Raw genomic sequence first — 14,708 nt, 5'->3', positions numbered from 1 at the left:
GGCTCACTTTTGAAAAGCGCAAAAGTAAGCAAAACGCTCTTGCCCCACCACTCGGCACCTCGCTTAGGCTCGGTGTGCCCTCAGCTCCGGTAGTACTGCGCGGGCCGCCGCGACGGGGCGTCCCTGCCCCGTCGCGGCTAAACCGGCGTCCTGCCGGTTTACCCGCTCCGTACTACCTGCGTTCGGCCAGCGTGGTTTAACGGGGCGCCTAAGATCAAGATCAAAAGCAACAGCACAGCGGCCTACCGGCCGGCTTGAGTGTGGTGAAGCAAAATCAAAAGCTAAAGCGGGCACGGTCCAAATGTGGGAGCGGGCTTGCTCGCGAAGGTCGTCAACGATGACGCGTGCTTTCTGGATGAACGCGGCGTTCTCACGTTTTTCGCGAGCAAGCCCGCTCCCACATAAAAGCAGCTCTGCTTTGGCTTTTGATTTTGATCTGACGGCCCCGTTAAACCACGATGGCCGCAAGTAGGCACGGTGGAGCGGCCCGCGGAGCCGAGCCTAAGCGAGGCACCGAGTGGTGGGGCAGAGACATTTGGTTACTTTTGGCTGGGCCGGCATTCCGGGCGTTTGCCAAAAGTGACTCGCTGTAAGAGCGAAGCCATAGGCGGCCGTTACCGCAGAAATGGATATGTACTCAACCGCCCCTCTCCCCAACCACTCATGATTTCTGGTAAAGACTCCTTTTCAAATTCAGCGGTTTTTCCGAAGGAACGACGAGCCGATACTCCACTCCATTGTTCACATCACCTCAGGAGTCATTCATGTCTATTCCCGCATTCGGCCTCGGCACATTCCGCCTGCAAGGCCAGGTCGTCATCGACTCCGTCAGCACGGGCCTGGAGCTGGGCTACCGCGTCATCGACACCGCGCAAATCTACGAAAACGAAGCCGACGTCGGCCAGGCCATTGCCAACAGCGGCATCCCACGGGACGAGCTGTTTATCACCAGCAAAATCTGGATCGCCAACTTCGCCGAAGGCCAACTGATCCCCAGCCTCAAGGAAAGCCTGCGCAAGCTCCAAACCGACTACCTGGACCTGACCCTGATCCACTGGCCATCGCCGGAAGACCAGGTACCCGTCGCCGAATTCATGACCCAGCTGCTGGAAGCCAAACGCCAGGGCCTGACCCGCCAGATCGGTATCTCCAACTTCACCGTCGACCTGATGAAACAGGCGATTACCGCCGTCGGTGCCGAGCACATCGCGACCAACCAGATCGAGCTGCACCCGTACCTGCAAAACCGTACCGTAGTGGAGTTTGCCAAGGCCCAGGGCATCCAGATCACCTCCTATATGACCCTGGCCTACGGCGAAGCGCTGAAAGACCCGGTGATCCAGCAGATCGCCGAACGTCATCAAGCCACCCCGGCGCAAGTCACCCTGGCCTGGGCCATGCAAATGGGCTACGCGGTGATCCCGTCGTCGACCAAACGCGCCAACCTCGCCAGCAACCTCAAGGCGCTGGACCTGACCCTGAGCGACGCCGACATGGCGCAGATCGCAGGCCTGGAGCGTGGCCATCGGCTGACCAGCCCCAAAGGCATCGCGCCGAACTGGGACTAAACCGCAGGGCTGCGGGACAACTCCCGCAGCCATGGCAACACCCGCAACCCGCAGGTGGCTGACGGCGGGTCGATGATGTCCATGAAGTGTTCAAGGTTGACGCTGTCTGGCGTACCCGGCAGGCGCACCAGCAGTGTCGGGGTGGCGGCCGGCGCGCCCAGGTCCCGGATGTCGTAGACCAGCACATGGCGAATCTGCGGGTGCTGTTCCTGGAAGGCCAGCACCCCGCCATCGCTGTCCGCCAACCCGGCGTTAATGATCAGCACGTCGAACGGCTCGGCCGGGATCGCCGTGAGGATCAGCACTTCTTCGAAGGTTTGCACCGGGATGATGCGGAAGTAGCCCAATTGGTTGAGCATTTTTTCGATGTACAGCCGTTGCAGGTGTTGTTCATCGGCGATCAGGATAGTCAGTGCTTTGTTTGGCATGGCAAATACCTGAGCAAGGAGCGCTCGTGAGGGACGGGCGACCTATTTTCCAGACATATTCCGAAGACTAAATAAGGCTTGTTCCACCTTCATGTAGGAGTTGTCCCAAATAGCTCGAATGACAGCCCTCGTCAGTCAAGTCCGATTGCAATAAACCGACAGCCCATGATGCAGGTGAGCGAGCGCTTCATCTACGCCGTCGACGGCACCGGCCAACTCGTCATGCGCTTGCCGTTCACAGACGTTTTCCAATCCCTCGCAGCAGTCCATCAATGCCTGGGCCTTGACCATGCGCGCACCACCTTTGGTTCGATGAGCCAGGTCATGCAGGCCGGCAAAGTCTGCGTTGCGTTGCAGGATCACCAGTTGCCCTTGGTCGGCCTCAAGGCTGTCGAGCAGCGGCGCCAGCAGTTCTTTTACCGCGTTGATATCGCCCCCGGTCAGCTTCTCCAGGTGGCTCAAGTCAAAGTCTGGCGCCAGCTCATCCACGGTGCCCGGGGCCACGGAGGGCGTAGCCGTGCGCAACATCAGGGCCGCATGCAAATCCTCGAGGCCGGTGGGTTTGAACAGGCAGCCATCCATTCCCGCCTGCCGACAGCGCTCAGCCTCCTCGGGCTGGGCGTTGGCGGTAAACCCCAGCAGCAGGCAAGGCGCCAGGCCGCGTTCGCGCTCCAGGGTGCGGATATCCCGCGCCAGCTCGTAGCCGTCCTTGAACGGCATATTGCAGTCGGTAATCACCCCGTCAAATTGCCCGGACAACCACAGTTCAAGCCCCTCGACGCCATCTTCGGCCGTGGTGATTCGGTGCCCCAGAAAGCTCAATTGCCGGGCCAGCAGCAGCCGGTTGGCTGGGTAGTCATCCACCACCAGAATGCTCAGCGCGTGGGTCGGCGGGGTTTCCAGGGCAACGGATACGGCCGGCGTCAAGGTTGCGTCGGCTACCGCCAGTTCCAGGGTGACGTCCACCCGGGTGCCCTGCCCCAGCAGGCTGCTCAATTGCAATTGCCCACCCATCATCTCGCACAAGTTGCGGCTGATGACCAGGCCCAGGCCCGAGCCACTGCGCGCCGATTGCGCGGTGTTGCTGCCCTGGATAAACGGGTTGAACAGGCGTTTCTGGTCTTCGACACTGATGCCGATGCCAGTGTCTTCCACCCACAGCCTGAGGTTCAGGTACCCGTTGGCAATCGCCGACGAGCCGGACGCGCCCAGCCGCACCTGGCCCTGGGTGGTGAACTTGATTGCGTTGCTCAGCAGGTTCGACACCACCTGCTTGAAGCGCATCGGGTCCACCAGCACGTAGCGATCAATCAGCGGGTCGAGTTCCACCTGCAAGACCAGGCCCTTGGCCCGCGCCAGCCCATCGAAAACCCGCGCCACGGACACCAGCAATGTGTGCAGGTTCGAAGGCTCAAGGGCCAGGGACAGGTGGCCCGATTCAATGCGTGCGATGTCGAGAATATCGCCGATCAACTCCAGCATGCCCCGTGACGCGTCAGCGGCCACCTCCAGCGCGTCGCGGTCGGCGCGGCCCTGTTCGGCGGCTTTCAACGCCAGTTCAATCATGCCGATCACGGCGTTCATGGGTGTGCGTATTTCATGGCTCATGGTTGCAAGGAAGGTGGTCTTGGCGCGGTTGGCGGCGTCGGCATCTTCCTTGGCCTCCTGCAACTGTCCCAACAGGTGCTGCCTTTCGCTGACGTCCACCCAGCCCGCGATCATGCCCACCACCTGCTCATCACCGTCGCGGTACGGCAGCATCCAGTGGTAGATCGTCAGGACCTTGCCGCCCGGCACCTTGAGTACGCGGTCATGAATCTGCGGCTCGCCCCGCTCCATCAAACGCAGGTAGTCCTCATGAAACGACTGGGCCTGGGGACGATTGCCGGTGTCGGCCTCGACCACGGTCTTGCCTACTACGTCCTCCAGCTTGAAACCGAACACATCGAGGTAGGCGCTGTTGCACGCCATCAGCCGCCCCAGGCGATCGCGCACATAAATCGGGTGAGGCGTGCCATCGATCAGCACACTCATAAAACGCATCTGGTCACTCAGGGCGCGTTCGGCCTGCACCCGTTTGCGTATCAGGCTGCGCAGGTAAATCGCCCAGCCCAGGGTGATCAGCAGCAACAGTGCTGCCAACCCGAAGCCCTGAATGATCGCGTTGCGGTGACGTAACCAGTAGCTGTCTTCAATCACCACTTCGCTGCGCCAGTGGTTGGTCAGCTCGTCCATTTCCTGGGGCGTGATGCTCAGCAGCGCCTTGTCGAGGATCGAATACAACTCCAGCTGGCTACGGCTGATACCGAAGGCAATGCGCGCCGGCTCGGAGCCGACCGTACTGCTCACCCGCAAGCGGTCACGGTAGTCGCGGGCGATCATGTACCGCGCGCTGATCAGGGAGTTGACCGCCGCATCAGCGCCGCCACCGGCAACCAGCGCCATCGCCTGCTCGGGGTTCTCGACGTCGACAAACTTGATGCCGGGATAGTCGCGAGCGATGCCCTCGCGCAAGCTATTGCCGGCAATCAATGCCAGGCGTTTGCCGGGCATGTCCTCAAGGAGCACCGGGCTGTTCGTATCGCTGCGGCTGACCAGCACGAACGGATTGGTCAGATAGGGCCTGGTAAAGCGCACCTTGTCGGCCCGCTCCATACTCGGGGTAATCACCGCCATCATGTCTGCATTGCCGGCTTGGACTTGATCAATTTGCCGGGGCAACGAACTCCCCTGCACCACGTCGAATTTCAACCCGGTTCGCAAGCTGATCCGGGCCAGCACTTCGGCGCTCAGGCCCTCAAACTCCCCCTGCTTGTTAAAAAATGAAAGGGGCAGAAACTTGTCGAGCACCGCCACCTTGACCCGTGGGTGTTTCTCCAGCCAACGCTGTTCGCTGGCACTCAAACGCAGCCGGTCGGCCCCCAAAAAACCCAGGTTGCCGGCACTCCAACGACGCAGAATTTGCATCTGTTCGTTAGCCGGTATGCCTTCCAGTGCCGCATTGACGATACGCAGCAGGCGAGTGTTGTCCCGGGGGAATGCAAAGCCGAACGGGTTGACTTCAAGTGACGAGAAATCAGCCATTCGAACGTTGTTCAGGTGGTTCCTGTTGATCAGGTAGTGGGTGCTGATTGCGTCCCCCAGATAAACGTCTGCCTGGCCGAACGCCACAGCGCCGATAGCCTCGAAGGTCGATGGAAAAAGTTGTAGCCGGGCATGGGGGTAAAACGCCTGCACCGCATCCGGCTGCATGTAGTGATAGAGCATCGCCACGCGCTTGCCGGCCAAGTCGGCGCTCAGGGTTTGGCTGTCGCCCGTGCGGGTGACCAGGGTCGGCTGATCGATAGCATAGGAGCGCGACAACAGAAGCTGCGGGTCTGCTGCTTCGTAGCCATTGGCGGAGCCGAGAAAGTCCACCTCGCCACGCTTGAGTGCGGCAATAACCTCATCCCGGTTGTCATAACGACGAACTTCTACCGTGATGCCCAGCGCATCGGCGATCAACGCCGCGTAATCCGCCGTAATCCCCTCAAGCTCATCGTTGCTGGTCAACTCGAACGGCGCGTAGTCGGGGCCCGAGACGCCCATCAACAAGCGGCGCCGCTCGCGTAGCCAGCGCCAGTCAGCTTCCTGCAGCCCTACGGCGCGGGTTTCAAGGATGGAGTGCCCGAACAGGAAAAGGGAACGAGGTTCACTAAAGGCCGGGGCTTGTGTGCAGAGCACGCCCAGCAGCACGCTCGCGCTGAGCCACAAGGCCCGGAACCTGGTCATTTCAGATCAGATGATTGCGCTGGGCGAACTTGGACAAATGCACCACCGACGACATGCGCAGCTTCTCCTTCAGGCGGGTTTTATAGGTGCTGATGGTCTTGTGGCTGAGCAGCATGTCTTCGGCAATTTCCTTGTTGCCAAGCCCCAGCGCCAGCTTCTGTAGTACCGTCAACTCGCGGTCGGAAAGTTCGGCCACCAGGTCCTGCTCGGTGGACTGCAAATCATCCCGCCGTACCGAGCTGGTGGGCAGGCTCGGAAAACAGCTGTAGTTGGACATCACGGCCTTGATGGCTTTTTGCAGCTCATCCAGCTCGCCGGTCTTGGCGACAAAACCCATCGCGCCGGCACGCATGCAGCGGGTGGAAAAAAACACCGCGAGGTACGAAGTCAGCACCAGGATCTTGCAGGGCAAGCCCAACGCCTTGATCCGGCTGATCACCTCCAGGCCGCCGAGCTTGGGCATCGCCAGGTCGAGGATGATCAGTTCGGGGCGTTCCTCGCGGGCAATCTGCATGGCATCGGCGCCGTTACCGGCCTCGAAAATCGTGTCGAAGCCTTCCTGCTTCAACAGGAACCGGACGGTTGCGCGGATAAACGGATGGTCATCCACTATTAAAGCTTTGCTCATAAGGCTCCCCTGGGAGGATTCAGTACCGTTACACATCACACGGGCCCTATCTACCTGTGAGAAATGACAGTTCCGACAAACGGCACCGAACATTCCTACAAGCAAGAGTCGGGTCCCTCCACTTGAACAGCGCATAACCATAGGTAAGCGGCACGACGTGCCTGGCTAGTCGCAAGCGCGCAACCTTACCAATGGAATGACGCGTCACCTGAAGGGATAGTCCCAGTCCGATGTAGGACTTTTCCTCGCTGGAAGCATAGTAAACAGCCAGCTACCAGGGAGCAGAGGCCACTTAGTCGGTGGTACTCGGGCTCCAGAACGCCTGTACCACAAGGGTCGAGGTGGAAATGCGCGCCACCAGCGCGTCCAGTTCGTCACCGTCTACGGAGGTCACGGCCAGCGTCGCCTCGATTTCCACCTCGTCGGGACCAAAGGGGCGTACGTCCACGTCACTGGCCGGGTAGTTGCAGCGCGCAAGTTCGGCTTCGAGCAAAGCCAACACCGCCTTTTGCTGGGTGCGGCGGGCCACCACATACAGAATGTTGGTCACCTCGGCCGACACCACGTCCAACGGCTGGCGGTTGATGTTATTGACGATCGGCCGCAGCAAGGTGTTGGCCGCCAGTACAAACAGCGTGCCCAGCAGTGCTTCCAGGATCAGGTCTGCGCCGGCACAAGCGCCCACCGCCGCCGACGCCCAAAGGGTGGCCGCCGTATTCAGCCCGCGCACGTTGCCTTCTTCACGCATGATCACGCCGGCACCGAGAAAACCGATGCCCGAGACCACGTAGGCCACGACCCGCACCGCCCCTTCGGCGCCGCCCAGGCGGTTGGCCATGTCGACGAAAATCGCCGCGCCCACCGCCACCAGCACGTTGGTGCGCAGGCCCGCCGTGCGCTGGCGGTACTGGCGTTCGAAACCGATCAGGCCACCGAGGATAAACGCCGCGGTGAGGCTGACCAGCGTGTCGATCAGCGAATTGAGGTTGATGTTGTTGATTGCTTGCATAGGAGTCTTCCCTGTTCATTACCAGCCAAATTTGCGGATATAGAAACCTTCAAGCAGGTACGACCGTCCAGGGGCCGTGGCCGGGTCACGGGCACGACAGGATGGCCCGCCCGTCGCAAACGACAGGCGCGTCCGTAGTACCGCGATACAGGGCATCACGTACTGTTCAGCGTCGATGAGAGGGATTCGGGATCGGGCCAGGGCTGGCCGCGACCGGGATGCCGCTTCTCGCTTTTGGGCGAGACAACGGCATCGGGAAAATGCGCGTTATCTTGCCAAGTATGTGCCGGTTATCGAGACCGGCCGACGACTGTCACTCGAACAAGTACCCACTGAGGGTCTCCGCTATTGATGAAAACGCGCGAAGCTTACGCTCCGATTCAAGGAGAGTAAACCGTAGGAAAGTTTACCCAATGGGATTAGAAAAATTCTTCAGGGAGGGTTCAGGTAGGCGCCACGGTCATGACCTTAGCGCCCGTAGCAGGGGACGGCTTATCACGCTCTACCAACACCAAATATTCATTGATCGCGCCACCCGCCAAAGCCTTCACCTGAATAGAAACCCTATTCACCTGCCGCCCCATCTCAACCCCATCCCGAGTACGCACCTGCATATACCCAAGCCTGGGCCAAAACCGCTCAGCCTTGGCGTTCCCCACCACCACCGTCAGCCGCAACCAACGCGCGCCCAGGCTCAGTACCCATGCCTGGAAATCCGCATGCAACTGCCGCGCAAACCCGCTGCCATGCAACGGCGTGGCCACCAGCAACAGCCCGATATGCCAGACGCCGACCGCCAGCAAATCAGACGCCACATTCACCACCGCAACCAATTGGCCTTCGGCATTGCGATAACCAATCCAATACATCCGCGTGTAGCTCCACTCCTCCGGCAACTGAAGGGTCAACTCATCCCGAGCCTCCGTGGGCGTAGCAGGCTCACCGTTGACCGCGACAAAATACTCCGGCGCATCCTCGAAAAAGCGCTGCAGCTCGGCCTCATCTTCAAGGGTCAGCTCAACCACCCGAATGCCCGCCATGGAACTGCGTGGCAACGCCATCGTTTCACCAACATCCATGTTCTTCCCTCCTCAATCATCCCGTGTCAGTACTTCCAGCAACTCAATCTCAAACCGCAGATTACTGTTGGGCGTGATATGCGCGCCCATCGAGCGCTCGCCGTAAGCCAGATGCGCCGGAACAAACAACGTGCGAACGCCGCCGACTTTCATGCCCATCAAACCCTGGTCCCAGCCTTTGATCACGCGACCGGTACCGATCACGCATTGAAACGGTTTGCCGCGTTCCCAAGAGGAATCGAACACCGTGCCGTCTTCAAGGGTGCCAGTGTATTGCGTGGTGATCAGGGCGCCTTTGACCACGGTTTTGCCGGTGCCGAGGCGGACATCGGTGATTTCCAGTTCGTTGCTCATCGTGTTTTCTCACTATCCAAAGTCACAGCCAATGCCAGAACCGGCTCCAGAAACCCCGCCCCAAATCGTTCTTGCAGCCCGCGTATTGCTGCGCGTACATCTGCGAACGCGCCTGCACCTTGCCTGCCACCGGCATCAGCCAGGCCTTGCTCGCATAGGTGCGCTGACGATAACCGCCCCAGCCTTCGTGATAGTTCAGGTATTGGCCGTAGGCGTCGTATTTGTACACGCCGTTGATGGTGTAGGTCTTGTCCATGTACCAGCCGACAAAATCGATGGCATCGTCAAAGTCCTGCCGACTGGCGCCAGTGCGACCGGTGCTTTTCTGGTAGTCGCGCCACACTTCATCCTTGGCCTGGGAGTAACCGGAGGCCGTGGACACGCGGCCCCAGGGGATGATCCACAACAGGTACTTGCGCGGGGTCTTGGCGTCCTGCCGAAAGCCCGACTCTTGGTACATGATCGCGAACGGTACCTGGATCGGCACACCCCAGCGCGCCTGGGTAACTTTGGCGGCGTCGTACCAATCGTCCTTTTCGCGGAAGATGCCGCAGATATCGTTGGGTGTGCGTGGCGGCGAGGTGCCGCATCCAGCCAATAGGGCGGCGAGTAGCAACAGCCCTGCGGTTTTTCCTGCGTTCAAAAGCTCACCGTCTCATCGTGAGAATAAAAGGCGGGCAGTTTACGCGCTCATCTGGGGTGATGCCGATATGGCATGACCCTTTTCTAACAATTGTGGGCCCAGACAGGAGCAAATCAGAGACGTTTCCCTTTCCTTTGCAGGACGCTTCCTAGAAAATTCTGCCCCCTGCGCCGCTCAAATCACATGGCTAGTCTCCGGCGGTCACTGCCAATTCAGTGACCGGGTTTAGTCGCGATGGTGTTGGCTCTCTAACGTTGATTAGGAGTTGAACCATGAACAAGATTGTCACAGAAGAACAACCGCTATTTACCGTTGACCCCGAAACCAGTTTTGAAAGCGCCCTCGCCACATAAAGCACCTCAAATCATGATCAGGCCAATGGCACCCGACGTGTAGTGATCGCCATACGGCCCACACCAAAGCTCAACGCCGCACCCAGCAGCAACATCACCAAGGTGCTCCACGCTGCACGGGACAGTTGCTTGGCAGCCACTTCGCCGGCTTCACGGGCTTTCTGTTCAGCTTGTTGCTTGAGCTCATCAACCTTCTGCACAGCCTGCTGGTAAGCCTGGGCATAGTTGTCGACGATCTGGGTGGCTTCAGCCTGGCTCTTGCCGGTACGGGCCGCAACAATGTTGACCAGCGCCTGCTTGTCCGCAGCGTTCAACGCTGGCTCACCGGAGGCCTTGACCCGCTCGAACCATTGCTTCAATGCATCACCGGCCTGGGTTGGGTTGGTCGCAGCATCCGTTGCCGATTGCTTGCCGTCTGCACTTGCCTGATCGGCTTTTTGCTCAACGTTGGCCGGGTCCAATTCAGGCTTGCCGCTCTGCTTGAGCAGCGTGTCGAGTTGGCCTTGCAGGCTGTTCCAGTCCAGGTTGATGCCCTGCTCATTGAGTTGCTGCTTGACGCTGTCGCTGATGCCCGGCGCTACAGCGGCGATACCGCTACCGGCCGCCGACAGGCCTTTGCCAACGACATTGCCCGCAGCCCCCACAACGCTGGTCGCCAGCGCGGCGAGCAGCCAGGTGGTCAGCAAGGTGGTGATGGTCCAGCTCAGCACGCCATGCAGGCCGCCGCGATCCGGTGCGGTGCGCCCGGCCACAAATGCGCCGGCGCCGATTGCCAACAGCGTCGAGACAAACAGCCAGATCCCGGCACCGGTACCAAAGCCGCTCAGCGGGTTACCGGCCGCCATCGGGTTCACGGCACTGGCGCCAATCGCGGTGCCCAGTACGCTCAGCACCAGATAAGTCACCAGGGCAATTGCACTACCGGCCAATACCGAGCCCCAAGAGACACGAAACAGCGAACGGTTGGTTTCATAGACAGTGGTCATGGTCGATCCTTTGAACAGTGGGTAGGCCCTCAGTTTGGCGAGAGGCCCAACTCGCAGTCTCGGCACAATTGCACTAGTAGAACTGGTGCATTCGCACCCCGCACGTGCCACTTTCTCTGCACTATCCTGAGCCCCGGGTGTCGTACTTCTTATGCGTCTGACACCGCCCCCTTGTAGGAACTGGCTTGCCAACGATGGTCGTCAACGATGACGCGCGCACCCTGAATGGTCGCGTTGTGGTTGAGCTTTTCGCTGGCAAGCCAGCTCCTACAAGGGATGCAGGTGCCCTAAATATTGGAGAAACCATGAGCCAGGCCGTCCTCGCCAAAGAAACCAACCGCCGCCAACTGCAGCAGATCATCTCCGGCTTGTCCGATGGCGTGATCATCGCCGAGGTCGACCAGACCATCCTTTGGGCCAATGACGCCGCACTGCTGATGCATGGCGTGGAAAAGGTCGAAGAGCTGGGCGCCAACACCCAGGAATACGCCGCGCGCTTTTCCTTGCGCTATCGCAACAACCACCCGTTGGTGCTGGAAAATTACCCGCTGAGCCGGGTGGCGAACGGTGAAGAGTTCAGCGACGTGGTGGTAGAGGTCACCCCCTGCGGCGACGAGGAAAAGACCTGGGTGCACCGCCTGCGCAGCCTGGTGCTCAACGACGCGTCTGGTGAGCCTGAGCTGTTGGTGCTGATCCTGAGCGACGCCACCGAATGGGCCAGCGCCGAACAACGCTTCGAAAAAACCTTCAATGCCAACCCGGCGCCAGCGGTGATCTGCCGCTTGAGCGACCTTCGCTATATCAAGGTCAACCAGGGCTTCCTGGAGATGACCGGCTACAACCGCGACCAGGTGATCGGCAAATCGGTGTATGAACTGGACGTGTTGGAGCAAGCCGAAAACAAGGACCTCGCCGTCAAGCGCCTGAGCGAAGGCGCGACCATCCCGCAGATGCAGGCCGAGCTGAAACTGCCCGAAGGCGGCAGCAAACTGGTGATCGTGGCCGGCCAGCCGCTGGACATGAACGAGGAAGACTGCATGCTGTTTTCCTTCACCGACCTTGAGCCGCGCCGCAAGGCTGAAACCGCCCTGCGCCAGAGTGAGGAACGCTTCGCCAAGTCGTTCCGCCTGACGCCAGTGCCAACCCTGGTGTGCAACGCCGCCAACCGGCAAGTGGTGGACATCAACGAAGCCTTCATGACCATCACCGGCTATACCAGTGAAGAACTGATCGGCAAATCCATCGAAGACATCGACTTTATCGACAGCGCACAGGCCAGCACACAACTGTTCACCGCCCTGGAAAAAGCCGGCAACCTCGACGGCCTCGACCTGAAGATCCGCAAAAAAGGCAACGAGGTGATCGACTGTGTGCTGTCTGCCGACACCGTCAGTATCCAGGACGTGCCCTGCTACCTGCTGGTGCTGATGAACATCACCGAACGCAAGCGCTCCGAGCTGGAACTGGTGGCCGCCATCGAGGAAGTGATGCAGGACGCCTCATGGTTCAGCCAGACGCTGATTGAAAAACTCGCCAACGCCAAGAGCGTGAACAGCCCCAACGTACCGAGCATTTCCTTCACCGACCTGACCGCCCGCGAGCGCGATGTACTGGGCCTGATTTGCGAAGGCCTGGCCGACAAGGAAATCGCCTCGCGCCTGAAACTGGCGCCCAACACCGTGCGTAACCATGTGGCCACGGTGTACTCCAAGCTGGGGGTGCATAGCCGTAGTGCGGCCATCGTCTGGGCCCGTGAACGCGGGCTGTTTGCCGGTGAGTTGCGGGTTAAAAAACCGAAATAGAGTGCAAATGCACTAGTGCGACCGGTGCAAATTCGCCTTATTGCACGGGGGTGCACTGCTTAATCTTGAAGGGTGGGCACAGGGCTTTGGGTCCTGTGCCATTGAGATGACATGCCCTTTAAGGAATCCACCATGAAAAGCGAACAAGTCAAAGGCGCCGTCGAAAAAGTGGCCGGCAAGGCTCAGGGTTTTCTGGGTGATCTGACCGGTGACGAACGGCTCCAGGCCGAAGGTGTGGCCCGTCAGGCCGCCGGCCAATTGCAGCAAACCTACGGTGACGCGCTGGACACCGTCGGCGATTTTGCCAAGCAAAAACCCCTGGCTACCGTGGCGATTGTCGCCGGTGTTGGCCTGCTGCTGGGTCTGTTGCTGCGTCGTCGCTGAGGAGAGCCCGAATGTTTACACTCTCCCAACTGCGCAACTGCATCGAAGAGGCCCTGTCGCCCCTGACCTGCGAGTTCACCCTGTGCCGTGACGCCTCGTTGACCCTGAAAGTCTTCGATGCCGAAAGTGGCCGGGTGGACCTGGTCGTCACGGGGATCAGCGTCAACAAACTGCAGACCCCGCAGGAAGTGGAAAAGATGGTCGACGAGTTGCGCTACGAGCTGCAGAGCAACACCGTCGGCAAAGTCACTCTGGATGACCTGCCGCTACGCCCACTGTAGGAGCGAGCTTGCTCGCGAAAAACGCCCAGGCGCCGCGTTCATTCAGGCTTGGCGCGTCATCGTTAACGACCTTCGCGAGCAAGCTCGCTCCTACATTGAGCGTGCCTTCAACGACGAGCGTGCCTTCAACGACGCCCCGATAAAATAGAACACCCCTCCCCCGACAATAAACGCTGCCAACATGTAAAACATGTAATGGGCCGGCAGGCTGGCCAGCACCAGCCCGCACAGTACCGGCCCCAGGGCAGCGCCGAGGTTGGAGAGGTTTTGCGCGCCGTAATACATGCCCCGCAGGTGGTCCGGGGCGATTCGGTCGATAAACATGTACTCGGCGGGGAACACCACGATTTCGCCCACGGTGAAAATCGCCATCGCCAGGATCCACCACCACACGTTGCTCGCCAGAGCAAAACCAATCACCCCCAGCATGAACATGCCCAGGCCGAAGATCAGCCACTGGCTCAGGTAGCGGTGGGAAATGCGCCGACCAATCGCGTATTGCAGGGCGATCACCAACACGGCGTTGGTGGTGAGTACGGCGCTGATAATGGTGTAGGTATATTCGGCAGTGGTGGTGGTCACCAGGTACTGCGAGAGGTACGCGGTGAACTGGCCGAACACCACGGCGCTGAGCAAGCCGCCGACGGTGAAGCACACCAGCCGGTGGTCCCGCAGCAGTACGCGGCCCACGGCGAGGAACGACACCGGCTTTTGCGTGGTGTCGACGGTGGCCAACGTGCGGTCGCCCCAGCGCCAATACAGCAGGAAAAACCCCAGGCCCAAGACGGCCGACAGAATAAACGGCAAGCTGATATCGAGCTTGGCCACCATCGCACCAAAAAACGGCCCTACCGCATAACCGATATTGGTCAGGGTGTACTTGATGGAAAACGCTTCGCTGCGTTCATCCTCCGGCAACAGGCTGGCAAACCCGGACTTGATGGCGATGTCGATCACCGCGTACGCCAGGTTGATCAGGATCAGACAGCTGTAGAACGACCAGATTTCCCGGGCCAGCACCGTGCCGACAAACCCCAGGGCAAACACCACGCTCAGGCTGAGCAACAGCCGATAACTGTTGATGCGGTCTACCAGGAAGCCACCGTACACACTCAGCAGTGAACCGACGATCAGCGAACTGCCGATCACCAGGCCGACCTGGCTGATGTCGAGGGCAAAGTGGTTGGTAAGGTAGATGACGAGGTACGGAAAGGTGATGGCCTTGGCCAGCGTGAGGATCAGCGTGGCCGACAACAGCAGGTTCACGGTACGCGGGTAATTTCTTATTGTGGCAAGCATCCTGCTCTCATTCTTATCAAGGTAAAGGGGCCTTCGCGGCCCGCAAGCGGATGTACCTTAACGCAAGATGAGACGAAAAAAATGCTGTTTTATGCACTTATGCAAAAATAAAATGCAGTGGGA

At 59.8% G+C, this 14,708-nt stretch carries 13 protein-coding genes and 1 pseudogene; 4 read left to right on the top strand and 10 right to left on the bottom strand.

Features of this window, described 5'->3' with window-relative positions; genetic code table 11:
• Positions 1 to 764 precede the first annotated feature (764 nt).
• Positions 765 to 1,568, top strand: coding sequence for a 2,5-didehydrogluconate reductase DkgB (gene dkgB, locus CEC48_RS08085; protein WP_088423260.1), 804 nt, complete (start codon positions 765 to 767; stop codon positions 1,566 to 1,568).
• Here the strand turns inward: dkgB and CEC48_RS08080 are convergent.
• The 8 genes from CEC48_RS08080 to CEC48_RS08045 form a co-directional block, all read right to left on the bottom strand.
• Positions 1,565 to 1,996, bottom strand: coding sequence for a chemotaxis protein CheY (locus CEC48_RS08080; protein ID WP_088423259.1), 432 nt, complete (start codon positions 1,994 to 1,996; stop codon positions 1,565 to 1,567). The genes dkgB and CEC48_RS08080 overlap by 4 nt on opposite strands.
• A 135-nt stretch (positions 1,997 to 2,131) precedes the next feature.
• Entirely contained in the window at positions 2,132 to 5,767 is a 3,636-nt protein-coding gene (locus CEC48_RS08075) for a transporter substrate-binding domain-containing protein (protein ID WP_088423258.1), read from the bottom strand.
• Position 5,768: 1 nt separating this feature from the next.
• Positions 5,769 to 6,395, bottom strand: coding sequence for a response regulator transcription factor (locus tag CEC48_RS08070; RefSeq protein ID WP_088423257.1), 627 nt, complete (start codon positions 6,393 to 6,395; stop codon positions 5,769 to 5,771).
• A 292-nt stretch (positions 6,396 to 6,687) separates the two neighbouring features.
• The gene (locus tag CEC48_RS08065) at positions 6,688 to 7,404 is read right to left on the bottom strand and encodes an MgtC/SapB family protein (protein ID WP_088423256.1); all 717 of its coding nucleotides are present in this window, start codon (positions 7,402 to 7,404) and stop codon (positions 6,688 to 6,690) included.
• Between the two features lie 443 nt (positions 7,405 to 7,847).
• The gene (locus tag CEC48_RS08060; protein WP_088423255.1) at positions 7,848 to 8,483 is read right to left on the bottom strand and encodes a GNAT family N-acetyltransferase; all 636 of its coding nucleotides are present in this window, start codon (positions 8,481 to 8,483) and stop codon (positions 7,848 to 7,850) included.
• Positions 8,484 to 8,495: 12 nt separating this feature from the next.
• Positions 8,496 to 8,837, bottom strand: a complete 342-nt coding sequence (locus tag CEC48_RS08055) for an FKBP-type peptidyl-prolyl cis-trans isomerase (protein WP_088423254.1) — start codon at positions 8,835 to 8,837, stop codon at positions 8,496 to 8,498.
• A gap of 22 nt (positions 8,838 to 8,859) precedes the next feature.
• Positions 8,860 to 9,480 (bottom strand): hypothetical protein, encoded by a 621-nt coding sequence (locus CEC48_RS08050; RefSeq protein ID WP_088423253.1) that lies wholly within the window; start codon positions 9,478 to 9,480, stop codon positions 8,860 to 8,862.
• 370 nt (positions 9,481 to 9,850) lie between these two features.
• The gene (locus CEC48_RS08045; RefSeq protein WP_088423252.1) at positions 9,851 to 10,819 is read right to left on the bottom strand and encodes a hypothetical protein; all 969 of its coding nucleotides are present in this window, start codon (positions 10,817 to 10,819) and stop codon (positions 9,851 to 9,853) included.
• A 305-nt stretch (positions 10,820 to 11,124) separates the two neighbouring features.
• On the opposite strand from CEC48_RS08045, the gene CEC48_RS08040 reads away from it, so the two are divergent.
• The 3 genes from CEC48_RS08040 (at position 11,125) to CEC48_RS08030 (ending at position 13,286) form a co-directional block, all read left to right on the top strand.
• Positions 11,125 to 12,621: a PAS domain S-box protein gene (locus CEC48_RS08040; RefSeq protein ID WP_088423251.1), complete on the top strand. Its 1,497-nt coding sequence runs from the start codon at positions 11,125 to 11,127 to the stop codon at positions 12,619 to 12,621.
• A 132-nt stretch (positions 12,622 to 12,753) separates the two neighbouring features.
• On the top strand, positions 12,754 to 13,005 hold the full coding sequence (locus tag CEC48_RS08035; RefSeq protein ID WP_003211583.1) for a CsbD family protein: 252 nt from the start codon (positions 12,754 to 12,756) through the stop codon (positions 13,003 to 13,005).
• Positions 13,006 to 13,016: 11 nt separating this feature from the next.
• On the top strand, positions 13,017 to 13,286 hold the full coding sequence (locus CEC48_RS08030; protein WP_010172236.1) for a DUF1652 domain-containing protein: 270 nt from the start codon (positions 13,017 to 13,019) through the stop codon (positions 13,284 to 13,286).
• Here the strand turns inward: CEC48_RS08030 and CEC48_RS31800 are convergent.
• Positions 13,279 to 13,368 (bottom strand): annotated as a pseudogene (locus tag CEC48_RS31800) (outer membrane lipoprotein carrier protein LolA); the annotation flags it as partial. The gene CEC48_RS08030 and the pseudogene CEC48_RS31800 overlap by 8 nt on opposite strands.
• 8 nt (positions 13,369 to 13,376) lie before the next feature.
• Positions 13,377 to 14,585, bottom strand: coding sequence for an MFS transporter (locus CEC48_RS08025; protein WP_088423250.1), 1,209 nt, complete (start codon positions 14,583 to 14,585; stop codon positions 13,377 to 13,379).
• Positions 14,586 to 14,708: the final 123 nt, after the last annotated feature.

The organism is Pseudomonas sp. K2I15 (genome assembly GCF_002204795.1).
Classification (GTDB): Bacteria; Pseudomonadota; Gammaproteobacteria; order Pseudomonadales; family Pseudomonadaceae; genus Aquipseudomonas.
Note: the sequence above shows the minus strand (reverse complement) of the source record. Positions and strands in the feature narration are given on the sequence as shown.

Coding starts and splice junctions, on each gene's coding strand:
- dkgB (WP_088423260.1), top strand. CDS start 765: ATGTCTATTCCCGCATTCGGCCTCGGCACATTCCGCCTGCAAGGCCAG.
- CEC48_RS08080 (WP_088423259.1), bottom strand. CDS start 1,996: ATGCCAAACAAAGCACTGACTATCCTGATCGCCGATGAACAACACCTG.
- CEC48_RS08075 (WP_088423258.1), bottom strand. CDS start 5,767: ATGACCAGGTTCCGGGCCTTGTGGCTCAGCGCGAGCGTGCTGCTGGGC.
- CEC48_RS08070 (WP_088423257.1), bottom strand. CDS start 6,395: ATGAGCAAAGCTTTAATAGTGGATGACCATCCGTTTATCCGCGCAACC.
- CEC48_RS08065 (WP_088423256.1), bottom strand. CDS start 7,404: ATGCAAGCAATCAACAACATCAACCTCAATTCGCTGATCGACACGCTG.
- CEC48_RS08060 (WP_088423255.1), bottom strand. CDS start 8,483: ATGGATGTTGGTGAAACGATGGCGTTGCCACGCAGTTCCATGGCGGGC.
- CEC48_RS08055 (WP_088423254.1), bottom strand. CDS start 8,837: ATGAGCAACGAACTGGAAATCACCGATGTCCGCCTCGGCACCGGCAAA.
- CEC48_RS08045 (WP_088423252.1), bottom strand. CDS start 10,819: ATGACCACTGTCTATGAAACCAACCGTTCGCTGTTTCGTGTCTCTTGG.
- CEC48_RS08040 (WP_088423251.1), top strand. CDS start 11,125: ATGAGCCAGGCCGTCCTCGCCAAAGAAACCAACCGCCGCCAACTGCAG.
- CEC48_RS08035 (WP_003211583.1), top strand. CDS start 12,754: ATGAAAAGCGAACAAGTCAAAGGCGCCGTCGAAAAAGTGGCCGGCAAG.
- CEC48_RS08030 (WP_010172236.1), top strand. CDS start 13,017: ATGTTTACACTCTCCCAACTGCGCAACTGCATCGAAGAGGCCCTGTCG.
- CEC48_RS08025 (WP_088423250.1), bottom strand. CDS start 14,585: ATGCTTGCCACAATAAGAAATTACCCGCGTACCGTGAACCTGCTGTTG.